This is a genomic window from Paenibacillus sp. S150 (assembly GCF_019352175.1).
Lineage (GTDB): Bacteria > Bacillota > Bacilli > Paenibacillales > Paenibacillaceae > Paenibacillus_AQ.
This window is the reverse complement of the sequence record NZ_JACBYI010000007.1, coordinates 38646-59835: the sequence shown is the minus strand read 5'-3', so window position 1 is coordinate 59835 and position 21190 is coordinate 38646. Positions and strand designations below refer to the sequence as shown.

The window sequence follows — 21190 nt, the reverse complement described above, 5'->3', positions numbered from 1 at the left end:
GAGGGCTTTTTTGTTATTTAGGAAATTATGAATTGCTTTTTCTGTGGATAAGGTGTGTATAGAGTTTAGGATAAGTTGAAATATATGGGCATCGTGCTGAACCTGTGGATTGCGCTTTGCAGGAGGAACAGCGGAATTTGAGGAGCTAACCGGGATCGCGGGATGGGGAAGTGGAGTATAATGAAGTGAAGTGGAATTCCCCTAATTTCCTGTACTCTCATACTTTGAAAGCCCATAGCGGAACACGCCGTAGGCTGCCGCTGCACTGGCAGCTGCTGCGGCGGGGGCCAGCATCCACCAGCCGGACCACTCGCCTTTGCCGAAAACATATGTCGCCGGATAGAAGCTGATGAACGCATAAGGCAGCACGGTGGAAATAACCACCCTTATCGCCTGCGGAAACAGCGTGATCGGGTACTTGGCCAGATCGGCCAAATTATGCACCATCAGCGGAAAGGCGTTTCCGGCATTGCGAATCCAGAAGGCCGCTGAATTACCGGCCAGATTGATCGACACGCGGATAATGACCGCCGTCACGAGTAATAGTATAATGATCGCAGCCTTGGACAGGCTCCAATGGATATGGCTGTGGACCAGCGATTGCCAGACAATGACTCCGCCGATCAGCAGATTGCCAAGACCGTTGATGCCGATGCCGCTGCAGAATACCTGGAGTACAACAGGCACCGGCCGCAGTAAATATCGGTCCAGCTCTCCCATGTTCACCAGCCGCCCGAGCCGCCAGGTGCCTTCGAAGAACAAAGAGCTGATCCCCTCCGTAAGAAAGATCATCGCATACATGAAGGTGACCTCCCAGAACTGCCAGCCTTTAATGTCGGGAATCCGGTCATAAATCACCCAGAGGAATATAAAACCAAGCACCTGTGTCAGCGCAGCCGAACACATTAATATGTAGAAATCCTTGTTGTATTCCAGAATCGCTTTCAGTTGCTGGATATAGAACCTTTTATATAGATAGAACATTCGTGCTAAAGTCATTGTATCTTCTCCTCCCGGCTAGCCTCCATGAATTGTCACCTGGCGAACGGCCCAGCTCCACATGAATTTCCCGGCGATCCAGAGCGCCGTTCCCCAGAGGCATTGAATGCCGATCAGCTTAAGACTCTCCAGGGTTCCCGCCTGTTCCAGAAATATCATCGTCGGCGTATGGATAATGCTTTGAAATGGCAGCAGCAACGCTGTCCGCTCCAGCCAGTCCGGGAAAAAGGCCAGAGGCACCAAAGCCCCCGACAGCAGATTGGTTACGGCAATCCGGGTCCAGACAATGCCCATCGAGCCAGTGGACCAGAAGCAGAGCAGGGCTGCCAGATAAACCACGCCAAATTTCACCGCGATGGCACCAAGCAGGCTAAGCATGAACAGCACGTAGACCAGCGAGGAATGCGGAAGCGTCAGGCCAGTAATGAAAAAGGAGAAAATCACAACCAGAATCGCACCCATTCCTCCTTCAAGCAGACTTGCGCCCAGTGTTTCGGAAAAACGGGCAGTTTGAAAATCAATCGGCTTCAGCAAATCCACGGCGACGCTTCCATCGAGGATCTTTCCGGAAATTGCGGTTTCGGAATACCAGGACAGCACCGAATTGGCCAGGAAAGTAACGAGCAGATAGGTTTTCATCTCATCCCAGGTATATCCGCCCACGGCATCACGGCCGCTGTAAATTCCTGCCCACAAAAAATAGATCGCCAGCAGACTGATCGTATTGGATAAAAGGGTGACGACGTAGGAGAACCGGTAGGAGAGCACATTTTGCAAGGATCGGTTGGCAATACTGCGGTATTTCTTAAGCTTGGCTGCTGGCACGGCTGCCGTCCTCCTTTCTTACTTCCCGGCTTGATTCAGGTCCAAATTGCCATCATAGACCGCTTTGATGACCTGTTCGATATTGGCATCCTCCATGCGGAAGTCAATCACCTCGCCAATCTTCATCACCCGGCTGACCACCTCGCTGGCTGTATATTCATACCGGTCGAAGGAGACGGAGAACTCCCGGTCATTTTGCCGGTCCAGCTTCATTCCGGCGGTCCGGGACAATTGCGTGTACAACTCCGGTACGGGCGAGCCGACCTGAAAGAAGATAACGCGGTTTCTGGCAAAACGGGATTTCACCTCGCTCAGACTTCCGTCATAGATGATGGAGCCGTGATCAATAATGATCAGTCGTTTGCACAAATCCTCAATATCGCCAAGATCATGGGTGGTCAGCATGACTGTTGTTTGCTGCTCCTGATTGATCTTTTTGATGAATTCGCGGATTTTTTGCTTCACGGATACGTCCAGACCGATGGTGGGCTCGTCCAGATAGAGGATCGGCGGATTATGTAATAGGGCAGCTGCCAGGTCCGCACGCATGCGTTGGCCCAGAGACAGCTTGCGCGCGGACAGGTGAATGAATTCATTCATGCCCAGCAGCTCTGTGAACTGCTCCAGGTTAGCCTTGTAGACGGGCTCTGGAATCTGGTAAATATCCTTCAGCAGCGAAAAGGATTCTACAATCGGGATGTCCCACCACAGCTGTGTGCGCTGTCCGAACACGGCTCCGATCTGCGAAGCGTTCTCCATCCGTTTCTTATACGGATTAATACCGTTTACAGAAATGCTGCCTGCCGAGGGCATGAGGATGCCGGTCAGCATTTTGATCGTGGTGGACTTGCCTGCGCCGTTCGGGCCGACATAGGCTACCGTCTCGCCGGCTTCCACACTTAGATCAAGCGGCTGCACCGCAACCTTTTCAATATGCTTCGGGACGAACAGATGCCTGACCGCTCCCGCAAGTCCGGGCGCCTTCACCGCCTGCATGAATGACTTGGACAGCCCGCGGGCTTCAATAATACTCAAGAATAGACCTCCTTCATCACAAGCTTCCAAAGACGTATAAATAAATATAGCACCAGGCGGATGTCGAAAACTATCACTTTAGCTCGAGCGGCATAAATAACTTTATAAGATTATGGCGAATTTTGAAAAAGGGGGCTAAATGCAGTTTTGCTACAGACATGATGCCCGTGAAAAAAGCGGCTGCCCTTGAAGCCGGAAATGACTTCGGGGATAGCCGCTTTTAGTCGGGTGCAATGCTACTGGCCCTTGGAGGGGTTCTTATACTTGTACAGTCAGCTTAGCCGCAAGAGCAGTTAAGCACCGGCTTCCGCGCAGCCTGCGTCTCGTCGAGACGGCTGATCTCCGTGGTGTGGGGGGCATTAATGACGATCTCCGGGGTTTCCCGGGCTTCCCTCACGATCCGGATCATCGTTTCAATGAAGCCGTCGAGGGTTTCCTTGCTTTCGGTTTCCGTCGGCTCAATCATCATGCATTCCTCTACCGTCAGCGGGAAGTAGACGGTCGGCGGGTGGTAGCCGAAGTCGAGCAGCCGCTTGGCTACGTCGAGCGTACGTACCCCGTACTGCTTCAGATTTCTGCCGGACATGACGAATTCATGCTTGCAGACACCCGGATATGGAATTTCGAAATGCGGCGCCAGCCGGTGCATCATATAGTTGGCGTTCAGCACGGCGTTCTCGGAAACCTCGCGCAGACCGTCCGGTCCGTAGGTGCGGATATAAGCATAGGCACGGACCAGGATGCCGAAGTTGCCGTAAAAAGCCTTGACGCGCCCGATAGATTCCGGCCCCCCATAGTTCAGCGAGTAACTGTTGTCCTGTGCTTGAACCACGGTTGGCTGCGGCAGGAACGGAATCAGCTTCGCCTTCACGCCGACCGGTCCGGCTCCCGGACCGCCGCCGCCGTGCGGGGTGCTCATCGTTTTGTGCAGATTCAAATGCACCACGTCGAAGCCCATGTCGCCGGGGCGGGTAATGCCCATAATCGCGTTGGAATTCGCTCCGTCGTAATAGAGCAGACCGCCGGCCTCATGCACGATCTGGGCGATCAGGGTGATTTGCGTCTCGAACAGCCCTAATGTGCTCGGGTTGGTCAGCATCAGGGCGGCGGTGTCGCTGCCGACAGCCGCTTTCAGCGCTTCAAGATCAACCATCCCTTTGTCGTTGGAAGGGATCGTTACGGTTTCCAGTCCGGCTGCGGACGCGCTGGCCGGATTGGTGCCATGCGAGGAATCAGGCACGATGACCTTGGAACGGGTCTCGCCGCGGCTCTCATGGTAGGCGCGGATCATCATCAGCCCGGTCCATTCGCCATGGGCGCCGGCAGCCGGGTGCAGGGACACGGCATCCATGCCTGTCAGAGCGGTCAGGTCCTTTTGCAGAGTATACATAAGCTCGAGCGCGCCCTGGATGCTCTCTTCCGGCTGGTAGGGATGAATCTTGGCCAAGCCGGGGAAGCGGGCAACGTCCTCGTTGATCTTCGGATTGTATTTCATCGTGCAGGAGCCGAGCGGATAGAAGCCGTTGTCCACGCCGAAGTTGCGGCGGGAAAGTGCAGTATAGTGGCGGATGACATCCACTTCCGATACTTCCGGCAAGACTGCCGGCTCGCGGCGCAGCAGCCCGGCGGGAATCAGTGCATCAATGCCCTCTTCCTGCGGAACATCGCACTGCGGCAGGGAATAGGCCGAGCGGCCGGGGCGGCTAAGCTCAAAGATCAGACTTTGTTCCGGATTCATATACAGCCCTCCAGTGCGCTTGCAAATTGGTCGATTTCCGTTTTGCTTCTTTTCTCCGTGACGGCAACCAGCATATGTCCGGCCAGCTCGGGATAATCCCGGCCCAGATCATAGCCGCCCAGGCAGCCTTCCTTCAGCAGCCTGGAATTGATCCCGCTTACGCTGCTGCCTTCCGGCAGCTTCAGGACAAATTCATTGAAGAACGGTGCGGTGAACGCAGGGGCAGCACCGGCTAACCCGCCAAGCTTGCCTGCTGCGTAATGGCTCTTGCGGATGTTCAGCTCCCCAACCTCGCGCATGCCCTCCTTGCCCATCACGGACAAGTAGACGGAAGCGCACAGCGCCAGCAGCGCCTGGTTGGAGCAGATGTTCGAAGTCGCCTTCTCGCGGCGGATATGCTGCTCGCGGGCTTGCAGCGTAAGCACGAAGCCGCGCTTGCCGCTGCGGTCAACGGTCTGGCCGACGATCCGGCCCGGCATGCGGCGCATGAGATGCTCGGCTACAGCGAAGAAGCCGCAGGTTGGTCCTCCGAGGGATGCAGGAATGCCGAGCGGCTGGGCATCGCCGACTACGATATCGGCACCGAGCCTGCCCGGCGTTTCGAGAATGCCGAGGGCGAGCGGGTTGGCGCTGACCACGAACAGGCCCTTGACGGCATGAATCAGCGGCTCGATGGCTCCAAGGTCTTCGATCGCGCCGAAGAAGTTCGGAGACTGCACCAGCACGGCGGCAGTGCCGCCGTCAATCGCTGCGGCGAGCTTGGCCTGGTCTGTTACTCCGTCTTTGTAGTCAATTTCTATCACATCAAGGCCCCATGCATTCGCAGAGGTGCGCAGCACCTGGCGCGCTTCAGGATGCACGGTGCGGGAGACAATCAGCTTCTTGCGTTTTGTCGCACCGGCGGCAAGCACAGCGGCTTCCGAGAAGGCGGTCGCACCGTCGTACATGCTGGCATTGGCTACCTTCATGCCGGTCAGCTCACAGATATAGGACTGGAATTCAAAGATCGCCTGCAGCTCGCCCTGGCTGATTTCCGGCTGGTAAGGCGTATAGGCGGTATAGAATTCCGAGCGGGAAATGACATGGTTAATGACGACGGGAATATGATGGTCATAGAGGCCTGCGCCAAGGAAGCTGGCATGGGTGTCGAAGCTGGCATTTTTATCAGACAGCTCTTTCATATGGCGCAGCAGCGCGTACTCATCCAGCGCCTCCGACATCGGCATCGTTCCCTGATAGCGGACAGCTTGCGGGATGTCGGCGAACAGCTCCTCCAAGGACTGAATTCCGACAGCCTCCATCATCTCCTTGCGGTCCTGCTCGGTCATCGGCAGATAACGGTGCTTCATTGCGGCTTCACTCCTTGGCTCTTTTTATAAAATGGCGCTTTGACCACGGCCGCCTTAAGCTGCTTGCCGCGGATTTCCACGTAAACCTCTGTTCCAATCTCAGTGTAGGCGGTATCCAGCAGGGCCAGGCCCAGATTGCGTTTCAGCGTCGGGGACTGGGTGCCTGTGGTGACCTCCCCGATCTTCACTCCGCCCGAATAGACCGGATAATGGGAGCGCGGTATGCCGCGGTCAATCATTTCCAGGCCCGCGAGGCGGCGGGACAGTCCGGCTTCCTTCTGTTTCACAAGAGCGTCCCTGCCTAGAAAATCGCCTTTGTCCAGCTTCACGAAAAACTGCAAACCCGCTTCCAGCGGCGTGATGTCCGCCGACAGCTCCTGGCCGTACAGCGGCAGCTTGGCTTCGAAGCGCAGAGTATCGCGCGCGCCAAGACCCGCAGGAGTCAGGCCGTGCGGAGCACCGGCAGCGAGCAAGCCATTCCATAGCGCAGCGGCCGTTTCCGCCGGGGCGTACAGCTCAAAGCCGTCCTCACCGGTATAGCCGGTTCGGGAGAGCAGCACTTCCACACCGCAGACCGCGGCGCGCTCGATGAAATGGAAGGGCGCAAGCCCCGCGATGGGTGCTGTGGTCACTTCGGCCAGAATGGTCTCGGCCAGAGGGCCCTGCAGCGCAAGCAGCAGGGTTTCCTCCGAGACATTCTTCAGCGTTACGCCGCTGAATTCAGCGGTGAGATGCTCCTGCAGCCATTGAAAGTCTTTGTCGATATTGGAGGCGTTGACGACAAGCATATAGCGTTCCTCGCCGAGGCGGTATACCAGCAGATCATCGACAACTCCGCCGCCGGGGTAGAGCATCAGCGTATACTGCGCACCTCCGTCGGCCAGGCGGGTGACATCGCCCGTGGTCATTTGCTGCAGAAAGGCCTCCGAGCCGCGGCCGCTGACCATGAATTCTCCCATATGCGACACATCGAACAGTCCGGCCTGCCGGCGGACCGCCTCATGCTCCTTCACGATTCCGGTGAACTGCACCGGCAGCTCCCAGCCGCCGAAATCAATGCATCTGGACTCCGCATAGGCGGAGTAGAGGTCGTAAAAAGGCGTTCTTTTCAAAGCATCCATCTGCTCACTCCCTTATCTGATTACATGCGAAAAAGGACAGGCGGAAGACAAATATGCATACACGCATAAATAGCCTTCCGCTCTGTCCTTTGTACCTGAGAGTTACCCTGCTGTGAGGCACGCAGGTTTCCCCGTTGGTGATCCGAACACTGCTATACAGGTTCAGACAGCTCTCCAGAGATGCGTCCGGCAAAGGTCCTTTTGCCTGAGAGATTCACCCTCCCGGGCTTACTCCTTCGGCGCTGTCTTCCTGTGAGACAGTCTCTCCCTGTGCCATCATTCGCAAACCGTATTGTTTTCTACTGTCTCCATTAAACCGGGTATACAACTCTGCTGTCAACAAAAAAACGTCAAAAAGATGACAAATTTTATTTTCCTGTCAGTTATATTGACATTGAGCGGCGCGATAACTTAGTCTATAACTAAATTTACAACTCCTAATTTGGAAAAGAGGCGGCTTAAGAATGAGTGAGGTGCTAGACAACCTGCTGTACAGCGAGGAGCACGAGTGGGCACAGCAGGGCGAAGGACGCGTAGTACGTGTTGGGATTACGGATCATGCCCAGCATCTGCTTGGCGATATCGTATTTGTGGAATTTCCGGAGATCGGTGCGGCCATAGCGGCAGGCGAGAGTGTGGGCAGCATCGAATCCGTCAAAACCGTTTCGGAGCTCTACTCCCCGGTATCGGGAACAGTGACCAGAGTCAACGATGCGCTGGAAGCCAGCCCGGAGCTGATCAATGAACAGCCCTATAGCGGCGGATGGATTTTTGAACTGGAAATCACTGGCGGATTCGCTGAGGCGACCTCCGGACTGCTAGACGCGGCGGCTTACCGCGAATTGGTCGGAGAATAAATCAGCCGGAACGCAGCAGGTTTCGGTTTTCTTTAAAGGCAGATCTCACATGTAACATTTGGCGTTACTAATGTGTGAGTTCTGTCTTTTTGTGATTTTTAATGCGTCTCCTGGAAAAAAAAGCACACACAGCCGGATCAATTCGCCCGTCGTATACGTATTTGCCCTTTTCCCCGGAAGATGGAGGAGGGTGAAGACAGCAGCAGCGCCAAAGCGGCGCAAAACCTATCAGTGGGGAAGTGAATAATTGGCAAAAAATTAAATTAAAGGAAAATACAGTATTAAACCATCTGCCGGGCTCTGCGCTGAAAGCTGAGGCTATTCCTCATCCTGAAGCTGCCGCAGCACCGTGATTTCGACGCGGCGGTTCTTTTGCCGTCCCTCTGCGCTGGAATTGCTTGCAGCAGGGCGGGTATCCGCATAACCAGCATATTGAAAAGTATTCGGATCGAGTTTCCCGCTGTCCAGAAAGAAGCGCAGCACCGAGAGGGCGCGGGCGCCGGACAGCTCCCAGTTGTCGTTATAGCGTGAGCCGGCCGACACCGGGGTGTTGTCCGTATGGCCTTCGATGCTGATGGTCGCGCCGATTCCGCGGAACAGGCCGGACAGCTGCCGCAATGCGGGAAGCGCAGGCGGCTTCAGATCGGCCTGGCCCGCATCGAAGAGAAAACGGTCGCTGAGCGTGATTGCAATCCCCTGCGGCTTGTCTGTCACGAAGATCTGATCCTCCAGATTATTGTCGGCAACATATTGGGTAATGACGCCCATCAGTGCGGCCAGCCTGGCTTCCTGCTCGCGGAAGGCCAGCTCACGCGCCGTGGGCTGGCGGTCTTCCGCCGCATCTGAAGGGGGAGCGCTGGCCTGTGAACCGTCCCCTGTGTTTCCCTGTCCGGCTTCAGCATTGTTTCCGGTCCCCGCGTCCTCTGCTCCTTGTTCGCCGTCGAGCACACCGTTTCCGCCATCCAATACAGAGCTCCCGGTTTTAAAGGTGTCCGATAAGGAGCCTGTAATAATATTGAATTTTTGTGTGTCCAGGCTGCTCATGGCATATAATACCACGAAAAAAATCAGCAGCAGTGTAATAAGATCCGCATAAGTGATCATCCAGCGGTCGCTGCTCTCCCGTTCCCCCCAACGCGGCTTTCTCCGGTTTCTATGTCTCATGAGACGCCTCTTGAGTCCTCATTGCTGCGCTGCCGGGCGGACCCGGCCAGGAAGGAGCGGAGCTTTTTTCGCACAAGCTGCGGATGATCCCCATTTTGCAGGGCAAGAATGCCTACCATAAGCATTTCCATATTGCCAAGCTCGCTCTGGCTGCGGGATTTGATTTTGGAGGCAATGGGTAAAAATATTAAATTAGCACTGGCAACTCCATACAGCGTCGCCGTAAAAGCTACCGCGATGGAAGCTCCCAGATTGGAGGGATCGGTAAGATTGCCGAGCACGCGAATCAGACCCATGACCGTGCCGATGATGCCCATGGTAGGCGCATAGCCGCCTGCGGCTTCAAAGATCTTGGCATAGCCTTCATATTTCAGCTCCTTGGCGTCCATCTCCAGCTCCAGAATCTGCCGGACCTGCTCGGGGTCCGTTCCGTCAACAATGAGCAGAAGACCTTCGCCGGTGAAGGGATCGGGATGCTCTTCGGCCCGTTTCTCCAAGGTCAGCACGCCGCTGCGTCTTGTAACGGCAGCCATGGAAATCAGCTCCTCGGCCTGTTCTTCCGCAGTGTCCGCATGCTTGCCAAAAGCCAGGCGCAGCGCCGCCGGTACGGAACGCAGCCCGGAGGCAGGGAAGCTGATCAGCACGGCGCCGAGCGTGCCTCCGAAAACGATTAGCGCGGCATTCAGCTGCAGAAGGCCGGAGAGGCTTCCGCCTTCCCAAAAAAAACCGCCGACAAGCGCGGCCAGACCGGCCAGCAGGCCGATAATTGAAGTAATATCCATGGGTTCTGGCTCCTTAAATTTCTATATATTATGGTTTGCATGAATCTGGGCAACACTGTATAATAAACGGGAACAAGCATTCTTATCTTCCATATATTTCAGTTTTTTATGGAGAGAGAATTATCTGGGCCACAATTATAATATATTCATATATTTTAGACGATAGAGGGGAGACGGGCAAATGAATGATCTTGTCGTCAGTACGCAGACTTTTCAATTGGAGTCCGAGTATACACCCCAGGGCGATCAGCCTCATGCCATACAAGAATTAGTGGACGGCATCCGGCAGGGCAAGAAGCACCAGACGCTGCTGGGAGCGACCGGTACCGGGAAGACCTTTACCATCGCACAAATGATATCCAAGCTGAACCGGCCTACGCTGGTTATCGCGCATAACAAGACGCTGGCTGCGCAGCTGGCTAGTGAATTCAAGGAATTTTTTCCGAACAATTCGGTAGATTACTTCGTCAGCTACTACGATTATTACCAGCCAGAGGCGTATATTCCTTCCTCCGATACCTACATCGAGAAAGATTCCAGCATAAATGAAGAGATAGATAAACTGCGCCACTCCGCAACCAGTTCTTTGTTCGAACGGCGTGACGTCATTATTGTAGCCAGTGTGTCCTGTATTTACGGTCTCGGCTCGCCGCAGGAATATGGAAGCCTGCTGCTGTCGCTGCGCGTAGGGATGGAGAAGCCGCGCAACCAGATTCTGAGCCGGCTTGTGGATATCCAGTATCAGCGCAACGACATTAACTTTGTGCGCGGCACATTTCGTGTCCGCGGCGATGTGGTGGAGATCTTCCCCGCATCCCAGGGCGAGCATGCGATCCGTGTGGAGCTGTTCGGTGATGAGGTAGAACGGATCACCGAAATTGATGTATTGACCGGCGAGTTGATCGGTGAACGCGACCATGTGGCGATTTTCCCGGCTTCGCACTTTGTGACCAAGGAAGAAACCATGCGTGTGGCCCTGGTCAATATTGAGCGCGAGCTGGAAGAACGTCTGGCTGTCCTGAGGGACGCCGGCAGGCTGCTGGAAGCCCAGCGGCTGGAGCAGCGGACCCGTTACGACATCGAGATGATGAAGGAAGTTGGCTTCTGTTCCGGGATTGAGAACTATTCCGGACCGCTCACCTTCCGTGAGGCCGGAGCAACCCCTTATACACTCATGGATTATTTTCCGGACGATATGCTGATTGTCATCGATGAATCCCATGTGACCCTGCCGCAAATCCGGGCGATGTACAACGGTGACCGTGCGCGCAAGACGGTCCTTGTGGAGCATGGCTTCCGCCTGCCGTCCGCACTGGACAACCGGCCGCTGCAATTCGAGGAGTTCGAAGACAAGGTGAACCAGATCGTATATGTGTCTGCGACACCCGGACCTTATGAGCTTGAGCATTGCGACACCATGGTTGAGCAAATTATCCGTCCTACCGGTCTTTTGGACCCGGTTATTGAGGTGCGTCCGACTGAAGGGCAGATCGATGATCTGATCAGTGAAATCCGTGACCGGGTGGAGCGTGACGAGCGTGTGCTGGTTACGACCCTGACGAAGAAAATGTCCGAGGACCTGACCGATTATTTCAAGGAAATCGGCATTAAGGTGCGTTACATGCACTCTGATATCAAGACACTGGAGCGGATGGCGATCCTGCGCGATCTCCGGCTTGGCACTTTCCATGTGCTTGTGGGAATTAACCTCTTGCGCGAAGGGCTGGATCTGCCGGAGGTTTCTCTCGTTGCAATTCTCGATGCCGACAAAGAAGGCTTCCTCCGCTCCGAGCGGTCGCTGATTCAGACCATCGGACGCGCGGCCCGCAACTCCGGCGGCCGCGTGATCATGTATGGCGACCGTATCACTGATTCTATGGAAAAGGCTATAAGCGAAACCCAGCGCCGCCGGGAAACTCAGATGGCCTACAACGAGAAGCATGGCATCACACCGACAACGATCAACAAGAAGGTGCGGGATATTATCGAGGCCACTAAGGTTGCCGAGTCCAAGGCCGAGTATCTCACAGGCGTGGGCGGCAAGATGAGCAAGAAGGACCGCCACAGCCTGCTGCAGCGTCTGGAGGCCGAGATGAAGGACGCCGCCAAGAACCTGCAATTCGAGCGCGCCGCCGAGCTGCGTGACGCCCTCCTGGAGCTGCGGGCCGAATAGCGCCCCTTTCCTGCACTTGATCCGCCAGGCAAGAACAGGACGGCGCTGTTCCAGGCCGTTCTTTTTGAATAAATTACTCGTCACCCAGCGTATCCCGGAGGGACAGCGGTTTTTCTTTTTGGAGCGTCTGCATTCCAGCGGTCCCGTCAGGGACAAGCGCTCCTCGCACCACAGCAACTAAGTCCGTTCCCGCCTAACTTCTACGATAACGTTGCGGGTGTCCAGAGGGTGCAACCCTTGGGGCCCTCCCTTGGCTAAGGGAGGGTTTGGGAGGGATCGAAAATATTTATAAAGGAGAGGTACCGTTGGCGAACGAAAATATTGTAATCAAAGGTGCGCGAGCGCACAATCTCAAGAACATTGACGTAACGATTCCGCGTGACCGTTTCGTCGTGCTGACGGGACTTAGCGGCTCCGGCAAATCATCGCTGGCGTTCGATACGATCTACGCTGAAGGACAACGCCGTTATGTGGAATCCCTGTCGGCGTATGCACGCCAGTTCCTTGGCCAGATGGAAAAGCCGGATGTCGATTCCATTGACGGGTTGTCCCCGGCAATCTCCATCGACCAGAAGACAACAAGCCGCAACCCGCGTTCCACTGTGGGTACGGTAACGGAGATTTATGATTATCTGCGCCTGCTGTTCGCACGGGTGGGGCATCCGCATTGCCCGGATCATGGCATAGAAATCACTTCCCAGACGGTTGAGCAGATGGTAGACCGGATTATGCAGTACCCCGAGAAGACCCGTCTGCAGATTCTGGCACCTGTGATCTCCGGCCGCAAAGGCGAACATAAAGGTCTGTTCACCGATATCTCCAAGCAGGGCTTTGTCCGCGTGCGCGTAGACGGTGAGCTGCGTGAAGTTACCGAGGATATTGTGCTGGAGAAGAACAAGAAGCATACCATTGAGGTTGTGGTGGACCGGATCGTCATCAAGAATGATGTGCAGACGCGCCTGACGGATTCGCTTGAGACCGCTCTGAAGCTCTCCGGCGGCCAAATTCTGGTTGATGTCATCGGCCAGGAGGAGCTGCTGTTCAGCTCGAGCTTTGCCTGTCCGGTATGCGGGTTCAGCATCGAGGAGCTGGCGCCGCGGATGTTCTCCTTCAACAGCCCTTTCGGTGCCTGTCCGGAATGCGATGGACTGGGCGTGAAGATGGTTGTCGATCCGGACCTGTTAATTCCGGATCAGGAAAAAACGATTGAAGAAGGCGCGTTCCTGGCCTGGACAGGAAGCACCTCGAACTACTACCCGCAATTTCTGAAATCGGTATGCGAGCACTTCAAAATTCCCCGGAATGTTCCGGTCGGCAGTCTGTCACCGGAGCATATGAACAAGCTGCTGAACGGCACAGGCAGCGAGAAAATCCGGTTCCGGTATGAGAATGACTTCGGCCAGCGTAAGGATGCGCTCGTGGCGTTTGAAGGGATTATTCCCAATCTGGAGCGGCGCTACCGTGAGACGGCTTCAGAGGGCATCCGCGAATTCATTGAAGGCTTCATGAGCGCCAAGCCTTGCCATGTGTGCAAGGGCAAAAGATTGAAGAAGGAAATTCTCGCGGTAACGGTCAACGAACGGAATGTGGCCGATGTTACCGATCTGTCGATTGGGGATTGCATGCAATTCTTCGAGAATATCGTCCTGAGTGAGAAGGAAACGGCCATTGCCCACCTGATCCTCAAAGAAATCAGCAGCCGTCTGGGCTTCCTGGTGAATGTAGGGTTGAATTACCTGACGCTAAGCCGTGCGGCGGGCTCGCTCTCCGGCGGGGAAGCGCAGCGGATCAGGCTGGCGACCCAGATTGGCTCCAGTCTGATGGGCGTGCTGTACATTCTGGATGAGCCGAGCATCGGCCTGCATCAGCGGGATAATGACCGTCTGATCTCTACACTTGGCCATATGCGCGATCTGGGCAATACCCTGATCGTGGTTGAGCATGACGAGGATACGATGATGGCTGCGGACTACATTATAGATATTGGTCCGGGTGCCGGAATTCACGGTGGTCAGGTCATGGCGCAAGGCACGCCGCAGGAGATTATGAATGACCCGAATTCCTTAACCGGTGAATATCTCAGCGGACGCAAATTCATTCCGGTTAGCTCCAGACGGCGGGCAACCGATGACCGCTGGATTGAAATCCGCGGCGCCAAGGAGAACAACCTGAAAAATGTGAATGTCAAAATTCCGCTCGGCGTGTTTACGGCAGTAACCGGCGTATCGGGTTCAGGCAAGTCGTCTCTCATTAACGAGATTCTCTACAAGAGTCTGGCCCGTCAGCTGAATAAGGCCGTCAAGGTCCGGCCGGGTCAGCACAAGGAAATCCGCGGACTTGAGAACCTGGACAAAGTCATCGAGATCGACCAGTCGCCAATCGGACGCACGCCGCGTTCCAATCCGGCCACCTATACCGGCGTTTTCGATGATATCCGCGATTTGTTCTCCAAGACAAACGAGGCCAAGGTGCGCGGCTTCCAGAAAGGCCGCTTCAGCTTCAATGTCAAGGGCGGGCGCTGTGAGGCCTGCCGTGGAGACGGTATTATCAAGATCGAGATGCACTTCCTGCCGGATGTTTACGTCCCCTGCGAAGTGTGCAAAGGCAAACGCTACAACCGCGAAACGCTGGAAGTGAAATATAAAGGCAAAAGCATCTCCGATGTACTGGAGATGACCGTGGAAGACGCTACTGAGTTCTTCAAAAACATTCCGAAGATTCACCGCAAAATGCAGACCCTGCTGGATGTTGGACTGGGCTACATCAATATTGGCCAGCCGGGAACAACCTTGTCGGGCGGTGAGGCACAGCGCGTCAAGCTGGCTTCCGAGCTGTACCGCCGCAGTACAGGCAAGACATTGTACATTCTGGATGAGCCGACAACGGGGCTGCATGTGGATGATATCGGCCGCCTGCTGGAGGTGCTGCACCGTCTGGTGGACTCGGGCGAATCCGTTCTCGTCATTGAGCACAACCTTGATGTGATCAAGACCGCCGATTATATCATTGATATGGGACCGGAGGGCGGCAGCGGCGGTGGGACGGTTCTCGCTACAGGAACACCGGAGAAGCTGATTCAGGTGAAGGAATCCTACACTGGTAAATACCTGAAGCCGGTTCTGATCCGCGATACGGAGCGGACCAAGGCTCTGGAGCTGCAGACCTCGAACATAGGGTAACAGACATCACTTTCTGTGCGGAGAGGGATAAGCGTTCTGCCGGGGAACAGAAGAACACGAAGGGCCGTGGCAATACACCGCGGCCCTTTTACATACTATACAAGCTTGCGATTTAATGGCTGCTGATTCCAATACGCATCCAGATTCTTATATACAATATATTTCAGAAGACCTTGATCCGCATTGTGAGATTACAGCTCGGCCGCCAATATCGCGGTAAGCCGCTCTTGAAGAGCAGGCACTCCCACCCGGCCTGTAAATGCGTGGAAATTCTCCTGCTCCTGCCGCTGTTCAGTATAGAACGAAATCAGCTGCTCCAGAACCGGTCCCACCCGGTCCCCCTTCACGCGTCCTTTTAGAGGGCGGGCGAATTCGGCCGCAGGGCCGCGGTCCCCGCAGCCCAGTGTACCGCCGACGGCGATGTCGAATGCATCGGTCATGCCGTCCGGTGTCTTGATCAGTGTGCCCTGCAGGCCGATATCGGCAACCTGCTTTTGCCCGCAGGCATTGGGGCAGCCGATGAAATGTATCCGCAGCTTCTCTTCAAGCCGGACATGCTCATCCAGGTATGCGGCAACGCTGATAGCGCGCTGTTTGGTCTCCACGATGGCCAGGTTGCAGAATTCATTGCCTGTGCAGGCGACGGTGCGGCTGATGAAGTTTTTGGCTGTTGGAGACAGCCGCTTCAGAACCGGTGCTTCCAGGAGTGCTTCAAGCTTCGCATCCGGTACACCGCTGATGATTATATTTTGCGACATGGTAGTGCGGAGTTTGCCTTCGCCATATTGATCGGCAAGCCCGGCAAGCTGTACCAGCTCATCGCTGTTCAGCCGTCCGACTGGAACATTCAGCCCCACATAATTGAGGCCTTCCTGAACCTGCGGATGGACTCCGTCAAAATAAGCGGCCTGCCAGCCAATCGTCTGATCTTCACCGCGCGTGGGCAGCTCGCCGACTGCTTCAATAAGCTTCTCTCTGAATTTCTCCGCGCCCCAGTCGGCGACGAGGAATTTCAGACGGGCATGATGGCGCTTTTCACGGTAGCCGTAATCCCGGAAGAGCGTGATTACCCCTGCCGCAACCTTAAGCGCTTCTTCCGGCTTCACGAAGACATCAAGCTTTTGCGCCAGATGGGGCTTGGCCGACAATCCGCCGCCCACCATCAGATGGAAGCCGGGAACTTCCAGGCCGCCGATGACTTTTACAGCGGGGGTATAGGCCAAGTCGTTAATTTCCGCTTGCGCATTGTTGTACTTGTTGGCCGACACAGACATTTTGAATTTGCGCGGCAGGTTCGAGAAATCGCGGTTCAGCATGAAGAAGTCATTCAGCTGCTCCACAATATCCGTTGTGTCGAACAGCTCATCTTTATCAATGCCTGCCAGCGGGTTGCCGACAATCGTCCGCGGACAGTCGCCGCAGGCTTCGAAGGAATAGAGTCCGGCAGCTTCCAGGCGCTTGAAAATATCCGGCAAATTCTCAACGGTCAGCCAATGGAACTGGATAGCCTGGCGTGTAGTCACATCAATCAGGCTGCGTCCGTAGAGTCTGGCAATTTCGGCCAGCGCTCTGGCCTGAACTGAGCTCATAATACCGGTGTTGATGCGTACACGCATCATGAAATAACCTTCACGCGGCTTTTGCTGGTACACCCCTGCCCATTTGAACAGATCCATATCATCGGGCGGGATGGAGCTGTAGCCCTCCAGGGCATATTTTTCAATAATGGTACGGATCACATCGAGTCCGTCCTTTTGCAGTTTGACGAATTCGAACTTGCCCAATTTCTCGGGGCTGGCACTCCACAACGGTTCGTAAGCCATACCTAACATCCTCTCTGCTTATGTAGTTATCCTGCGAAATATCAGCTGCTGATGGTTCCGCGAAAAGAGCGGGGTATCTGCCCAAGCCAACAGGCAATTAGGATCACAAGCCCGATGGTAACATAGCCGGCAGCCGCCCGGCAGTGAGGGTTGTAGCAAACGGTATAACGATTGTTTATAAATAAATAAGGACTTGCTGATAGTTCAGACAGGCATATGCAGAGCATGTCCGCCGTAAGATTCAAAGAGAGGCATTTTCGTTGAATACTTAATAAGGACTTCAAAGCCTCTGACCCATGGAGCCAGCCCTTTGATAAGAATGCACAAGCGTAAGTATCAATGATAAAAATCGCTGATGTGCAGCATATACACACCGGGAAAAATATTTTTCGTGACAATTACATAATTTTTTAAGGATTTTCTATTGCGTCACTGAAATGGTAGCGATAACATAGAAGAAGATATGGATTAGATGAACTTGCTTGACAATACTCTCGGGGAGGTAATGCCATTGCTGCTTGCTGAAGCTGCCGTGCAGGAGCCGTCTAAATTTCATACCTTCGATGTATTTATGATTTTGTTCACCATTCTGATCTTCATTGGAGTGGTCCGGCTGCTCCGGGCGCCCCAGAAGAACAAATTCGCCATTGCCTTTGGAGTGGTGAGCCTGCTGGTGTTTGCGGTTTCCGACTACGCGATGGTGATGAACTGGTTAAGCTAGTACGCAAGAGACAATCGCAGAGCTTCACATTTCCCAAAGACACCTTTAACCGCCGCTGGCGCTGCTGAAGGCGTCTTTTTATCATTACTGGAGAATTCCGGTTTATATTTCAGTTATTTATAGATTATGAAAGGGAGGTGAAGGCGGATGCGGAAGGATCGTTTGTATAAAAGATGCCTTGGCTTGCTGCTGAGCGGATTGCTGCTGTTAGGTGCGGGAGGCGGTACATCTTCAGTGCTTGCTGCGGCATATTCGGAAGGACGCCCGGCTGCGGCCGGCGGCTTCAAGGACGGGGTTATCAGGCAAGCAGCCGCTACAGCAGCCGCCGGCAAAAAGAATGCGGTGGTCACAGCTGACCCTGTGCCGCAGATTATCAGGGAGGTGTCCCCGTCAGTAGTGGGCATCATCGGCAAAGATAACGGCGGCCGCAGCAGCGGACCGGATGACCGGTACAATCTGACCCATGGCTCGGGAATCATTGTCAAAGCGGACGGCTGGATTATTACCAATGCGCATGTCATGAAAGGATTGCAGAACGCCGTAGCGGTAACTTCAGATGGAAAAAACTACAAGATTACCGCTTCCTATTTCGATGAGGTCAGTGATCTGGCACTGGTTAAAATCAACGCCAAATCCCTGAAGCCTGCCAAATTTGCCGGCTCACCGGACAAAATCCAGGTGGGGGAAAAGGTGATTGCCATCGGAACTCCCATATCTTTTGCGTTGCGGAATTCGGCTACCGTGGGTGTGGTCAGCGGGCTGAACCGTGCGGTGGATGCCGCCTACAGGCTGATTCAAAGTGATACGGCGATTAACCCCGGGAACAGCGGGGGGCCGCTGATCAACATGAAGGGGGAAGTGCTTGGCGTGAACAGCCTGAAATACGCTGCGGTTGGTGTGGAAAATATGGGCTTCTCCATTCCGGCGGATACGGTGCAGTATATTATGAACCAGCTGTTCAAATACGGCGAGGTGAAACGTCCAAGTCTGGGTCTGGAGCTGGAGGAAAGCTGGTCCGCCATTGTCAGCCTGCCTGCCCAGGACCCGTTGACTGTAACGAAGGTCGTATCTGCGGAAGCCCAAAAAGCAGGCGTTGCCGCAGGTGATGTGCTGTATGCAATTGACGGCCACCGTGTCGTTTCGCTGGTAGATATAAACGAATGGTTCAAAAGCTACAAGCCGGGCGCAGCAGTGACGCTGCTGATGCAAAGTGACGGGGATATCGTGACCCGCAGGCTTGTGCTGGGACAGGGTGATCCGCTGCTCGGCGGAGAGGAGGCGGAGGGCGATGAGGCTGCAGAGTCACCACAAGCAGAGAAGTAACACGTTTCCGGCGGCAAAAGGAATAATGGCTGCATGCCGCAGGATGCGGAGAGGGGTTTGCGCATTGCTCGCATTGCTGCTGCTTGCGTCCTTGCTGCCGGTGCGGGAAGCGCAGGCGGCGGAGCAGAAGCTGCTGCAGCTGAATATTAAGGTCGGGAGCACAGCCGCCACCGTGAACGGGGAGAAGATCGTGATTGCTAAGCCCATAGTGGACAACGGGACTGTACTCGTGCCGCTGGGCGTGTTCAAAAAAGCCTTCGGCAGCGCCGTTTCCCTTGAAGGGGACGATGTGGTCAAGGTGATGTACGGTCCCCATACCGGGGCGATGACCATAGGCAGCACGACGGCCTGGAAGGATGGAACCAAAATTACGCTTGACGCTCCGCCGCGTATGGTTTCCGGAACACTGCTGGTTCCGCTGCGTTTCGTGGCCGGGGTGCTGGGAGCGCGGATAGCCCAAGGCAGCGGCGGCGGACTGCTGGTGACGCTGGCGCCTGAGGAGAGTGGTGAAGAGGATACGCCGGAGACCGGCGGCATTGACAGCGGTGCCGGCAAAACACGGATAGGCAACAGCTACTTTGAATGGAGCCTGAATTATCCGCCCGGTCTTGTTGTCGGCGACAGTGGCGGCAATGAGAGCGTAGCGACCTTTATGAGCGCCGAGAATCTGTATTATCTGGAGATTCATGCTTCACCGCTGGAAACAGCGGCAGATCCCGATGAATTGCAGGAGAGGCTGGTCCGTGAGGCGGAGGAAGGCGGGGAGACCATTCTGGACCGGGCGACTTTTCCGGATGCGGCGTTTCCATACGCGCGTATTGTCAGCAAGGATACCAGCGGCGCATTGTGGGAAGGCCGGCAGTATTACAGCGGCGGAAGATTATACGAGCTATATCTGACTGACGATACTGCCGCCAATTACAAGGATCTGAACAAATACGCGCCGCTGCTGGACTCATTCACCCCTTCGTTTAACGCCGGTGACCGAAGCATCCGCGACCTTTCCACCGTCAAAAACGGAATGCGTGAGGGCTACAACGACGATTACGGCATATCGCTGCAGATCCCTGCGGACTGGAGCATGGATGATCAGCGCCTATACTATGAGAGCAGCCAGGGAAGCCATCTGCGTGTAAAAGTTTCTTCCGCCCCTTCCGGAGCTGCGCTGGAGAGCTGGAGCAAGGACCTGGAGGCGCAGCTTAAAGACAGCTATGTGCCGGATGCCTATGCGCTTCAAGAGGATGTGAGGTTTGAGGTTTCCGGCGAACCGGTTCTTGTGAAGGAAACGCGGCTGAATCCCGGCAGCGGCTGGAGCACGCAATACCAGATTCTATTGCAAAAATCCGGCTACCGCTACTATATAGAGTATCTGGCTGCGGCGGGACAGGATGAGGATAAGGAGAGATTCGGGACGATCTTAAGCTCCATAGATATTGATTTTGCCATGGTTAAGGAGAATTTCGGCAGGCTGGAGACGGATGACTACACTGCGCTCCGCAGCAAGGCTGCAACCAAAAGCTCCAAAGCCTACGGCTACAGCATCGACATTCCCCGGCTATGGACGCCTTACCAGGATATTTTCGAGACCCAGACTGTGGAATACCGCTTCCCCGGCGGGCGGTTCCAGATCAATGCAAGCCCGGAGGGGTCGGTGGAATACGCCGTGAGCTTGCTGCAAAGCTACTACAAGAACAGCAAAAACGATCCCAAGGGTCCCCGTGTAATCCGTATGGAAGAGACTCTTTTCGCGGGAGTTCCGGCTACTGAGCTGACTGTCCGCCAGACCAGGGGCGGCATTTCCGGCCAGACCCGGCAAATCATTTTTGGCAAAAATGATCTGGTCTACACCCTCACCGCCACCCTGAACGATGCCAACGCGACTCCTGCGCAGCAGGCTGTTCTGGAGCAGACGCTGAATTCCTTCCGACTGGCGGAGGGTGGGGAGTAGATTTAAAAAGGTCAAACGTAGAACGTCCCATTGCCATTTTGGCAGCCGGGCGTTTTTTTTGTGAATTTGTGAAAAGGCAGCCAGGCTGCTTTGTATTCTATATAAATCTTGGCAAACCGATGGCGCGGAGGTGTGATATTTGATACAATTAAT

General features: G+C 54.9%; 15 protein-coding genes and 1 riboswitch. Of the genes, 6 read left to right on the top strand and 9 right to left on the bottom strand.

Annotation, left to right across the window (positions count from 1 at the left end; all coding sequences use genetic code 11):
• Positions 1 to 201 precede the first annotated feature (201 nt).
• The 6 genes from HYD27_RS09505 to gcvT form a co-directional block, all read right to left on the bottom strand.
• The gene (locus HYD27_RS09505; RefSeq protein ID WP_219214120.1) at positions 202 to 999 is read right to left on the bottom strand and encodes an ABC transporter permease; all 798 of its coding nucleotides are present in this window, start codon (positions 997 to 999) and stop codon (positions 202 to 204) included.
• An 18-nt stretch (positions 1000 to 1017) separates the two neighbouring features.
• Positions 1018 to 1824: an ABC transporter permease gene (locus HYD27_RS09500; protein ID WP_219214118.1), complete on the bottom strand. Its 807-nt coding sequence runs from the start codon at positions 1822 to 1824 to the stop codon at positions 1018 to 1020.
• A gap of 18 nt (positions 1825 to 1842) precedes the next feature.
• The gene (locus HYD27_RS09495) at positions 1843 to 2859 is read right to left on the bottom strand and encodes an ABC transporter ATP-binding protein (RefSeq protein ID WP_219214116.1); all 1017 of its coding nucleotides are present in this window, start codon (positions 2857 to 2859) and stop codon (positions 1843 to 1845) included.
• Positions 2860 to 3136: 277 nt separating this feature from the next.
• A complete protein-coding gene (gcvPB, locus tag HYD27_RS09490) occupies positions 3137 to 4597 on the bottom strand; it encodes an aminomethyl-transferring glycine dehydrogenase subunit GcvPB (RefSeq protein WP_219214114.1) in 1461 nt (486 codons plus the stop codon).
• Complete coding sequence (gene gcvPA / locus HYD27_RS09485) at positions 4594 to 5946, bottom strand: aminomethyl-transferring glycine dehydrogenase subunit GcvPA (RefSeq protein WP_219214112.1); 1353 nt, start codon at positions 5944 to 5946, stop codon at positions 4594 to 4596. The genes gcvPB and gcvPA overlap by 4 nt, the downstream gene beginning before the upstream one ends.
• Positions 5943 to 7067: a glycine cleavage system aminomethyltransferase GcvT gene (gene gcvT / locus HYD27_RS09480; RefSeq protein WP_219214110.1), complete on the bottom strand. Its 1125-nt coding sequence runs from the start codon at positions 7065 to 7067 to the stop codon at positions 5943 to 5945. Before gcvT ends, gcvPA begins: the two co-directional genes overlap by 4 nt.
• A 183-nt stretch (positions 7068 to 7250) precedes the next feature.
• A riboswitch (glycine riboswitch) is annotated at positions 7251 to 7347 on the bottom strand.
• Positions 7348 to 7531: 184 nt separating this feature from the next.
• On the opposite strand from gcvT, the gene gcvH reads away from it, so the two are divergent.
• Positions 7532 to 7924 carry a glycine cleavage system protein GcvH gene (gene gcvH / locus HYD27_RS09475; RefSeq protein ID WP_219214108.1) on the top strand — a complete coding sequence of 131 codons (393 nt, stop codon included), beginning with the start codon at positions 7532 to 7534 and terminating at the stop codon, positions 7922 to 7924.
• A gap of 318 nt (positions 7925 to 8242) precedes the next feature.
• On the opposite strand, the gene HYD27_RS09470 is transcribed toward gcvH, so the two are convergent.
• Both HYD27_RS09470 and HYD27_RS09465 read right to left on the bottom strand, forming a co-directional pair.
• Complete coding sequence (locus HYD27_RS09470) at positions 8243 to 9088, bottom strand: OmpA/MotB family protein (protein WP_219214106.1); 846 nt, start codon at positions 9086 to 9088, stop codon at positions 8243 to 8245.
• Positions 9085 to 9870, bottom strand: a complete 786-nt coding sequence (locus HYD27_RS09465; RefSeq protein ID WP_219214103.1) for a flagellar motor protein — start codon at positions 9868 to 9870, stop codon at positions 9085 to 9087. The genes HYD27_RS09470 and HYD27_RS09465 overlap by 4 nt, the downstream gene beginning before the upstream one ends.
• Positions 9871 to 10051: 181 nt before the next feature.
• Between HYD27_RS09465 and uvrB the strand changes: the two genes are divergently transcribed.
• Together uvrB and uvrA are read left to right on the top strand one after the other, a co-directional pair.
• Complete coding sequence (gene uvrB / locus HYD27_RS09460) at positions 10052 to 12043, top strand: excinuclease ABC subunit UvrB (RefSeq protein WP_219214102.1); 1992 nt, start codon at positions 10052 to 10054, stop codon at positions 12041 to 12043.
• Positions 12044 to 12348: 305 nt separating this feature from the next.
• Positions 12349 to 15222 carry an excinuclease ABC subunit UvrA gene (gene uvrA / locus HYD27_RS09455; RefSeq protein ID WP_219214099.1) on the top strand — a complete coding sequence of 958 codons (2874 nt, stop codon included), beginning with the start codon at positions 12349 to 12351 and terminating at the stop codon, positions 15220 to 15222.
• 191 nt (positions 15223 to 15413) lie between these two features.
• Here uvrA and HYD27_RS09450 read toward each other — a convergent pair whose 3' ends face one another.
• A complete protein-coding gene (locus tag HYD27_RS09450) occupies positions 15414 to 17045 on the bottom strand; it encodes a nitrite/sulfite reductase (RefSeq protein ID WP_219214096.1) in 1632 nt (543 codons plus the stop codon).
• A 505-nt stretch (positions 17046 to 17550) separates the two neighbouring features.
• On the opposite strand from HYD27_RS09450, the gene HYD27_RS09445 reads away from it, so the two are divergent.
• The 3 genes from HYD27_RS09445 to HYD27_RS09435 all read left to right on the top strand — a co-directional run bounded on the left by HYD27_RS09445 (position 17551) and on the right by HYD27_RS09435 (position 21037).
• On the top strand, positions 17551 to 17766 hold the full coding sequence (locus HYD27_RS09445; RefSeq protein ID WP_219214415.1) for a hypothetical protein: 216 nt from the start codon (positions 17551 to 17553) through the stop codon (positions 17764 to 17766).
• 147 nt (positions 17767 to 17913) lie between these two features.
• Positions 17914 to 19089 (top strand): S1C family serine protease, encoded by a 1176-nt coding sequence (locus tag HYD27_RS09440; protein ID WP_228745063.1) that lies wholly within the window; start codon positions 17914 to 17916, stop codon positions 19087 to 19089.
• A 64-nt stretch (positions 19090 to 19153) separates the two neighbouring features.
• Positions 19154 to 21037, top strand: coding sequence for a stalk domain-containing protein (locus HYD27_RS09435; protein WP_219214093.1), 1884 nt, complete (start codon positions 19154 to 19156; stop codon positions 21035 to 21037).
• Positions 21038 to 21190 lie beyond the last annotated feature (153 nt).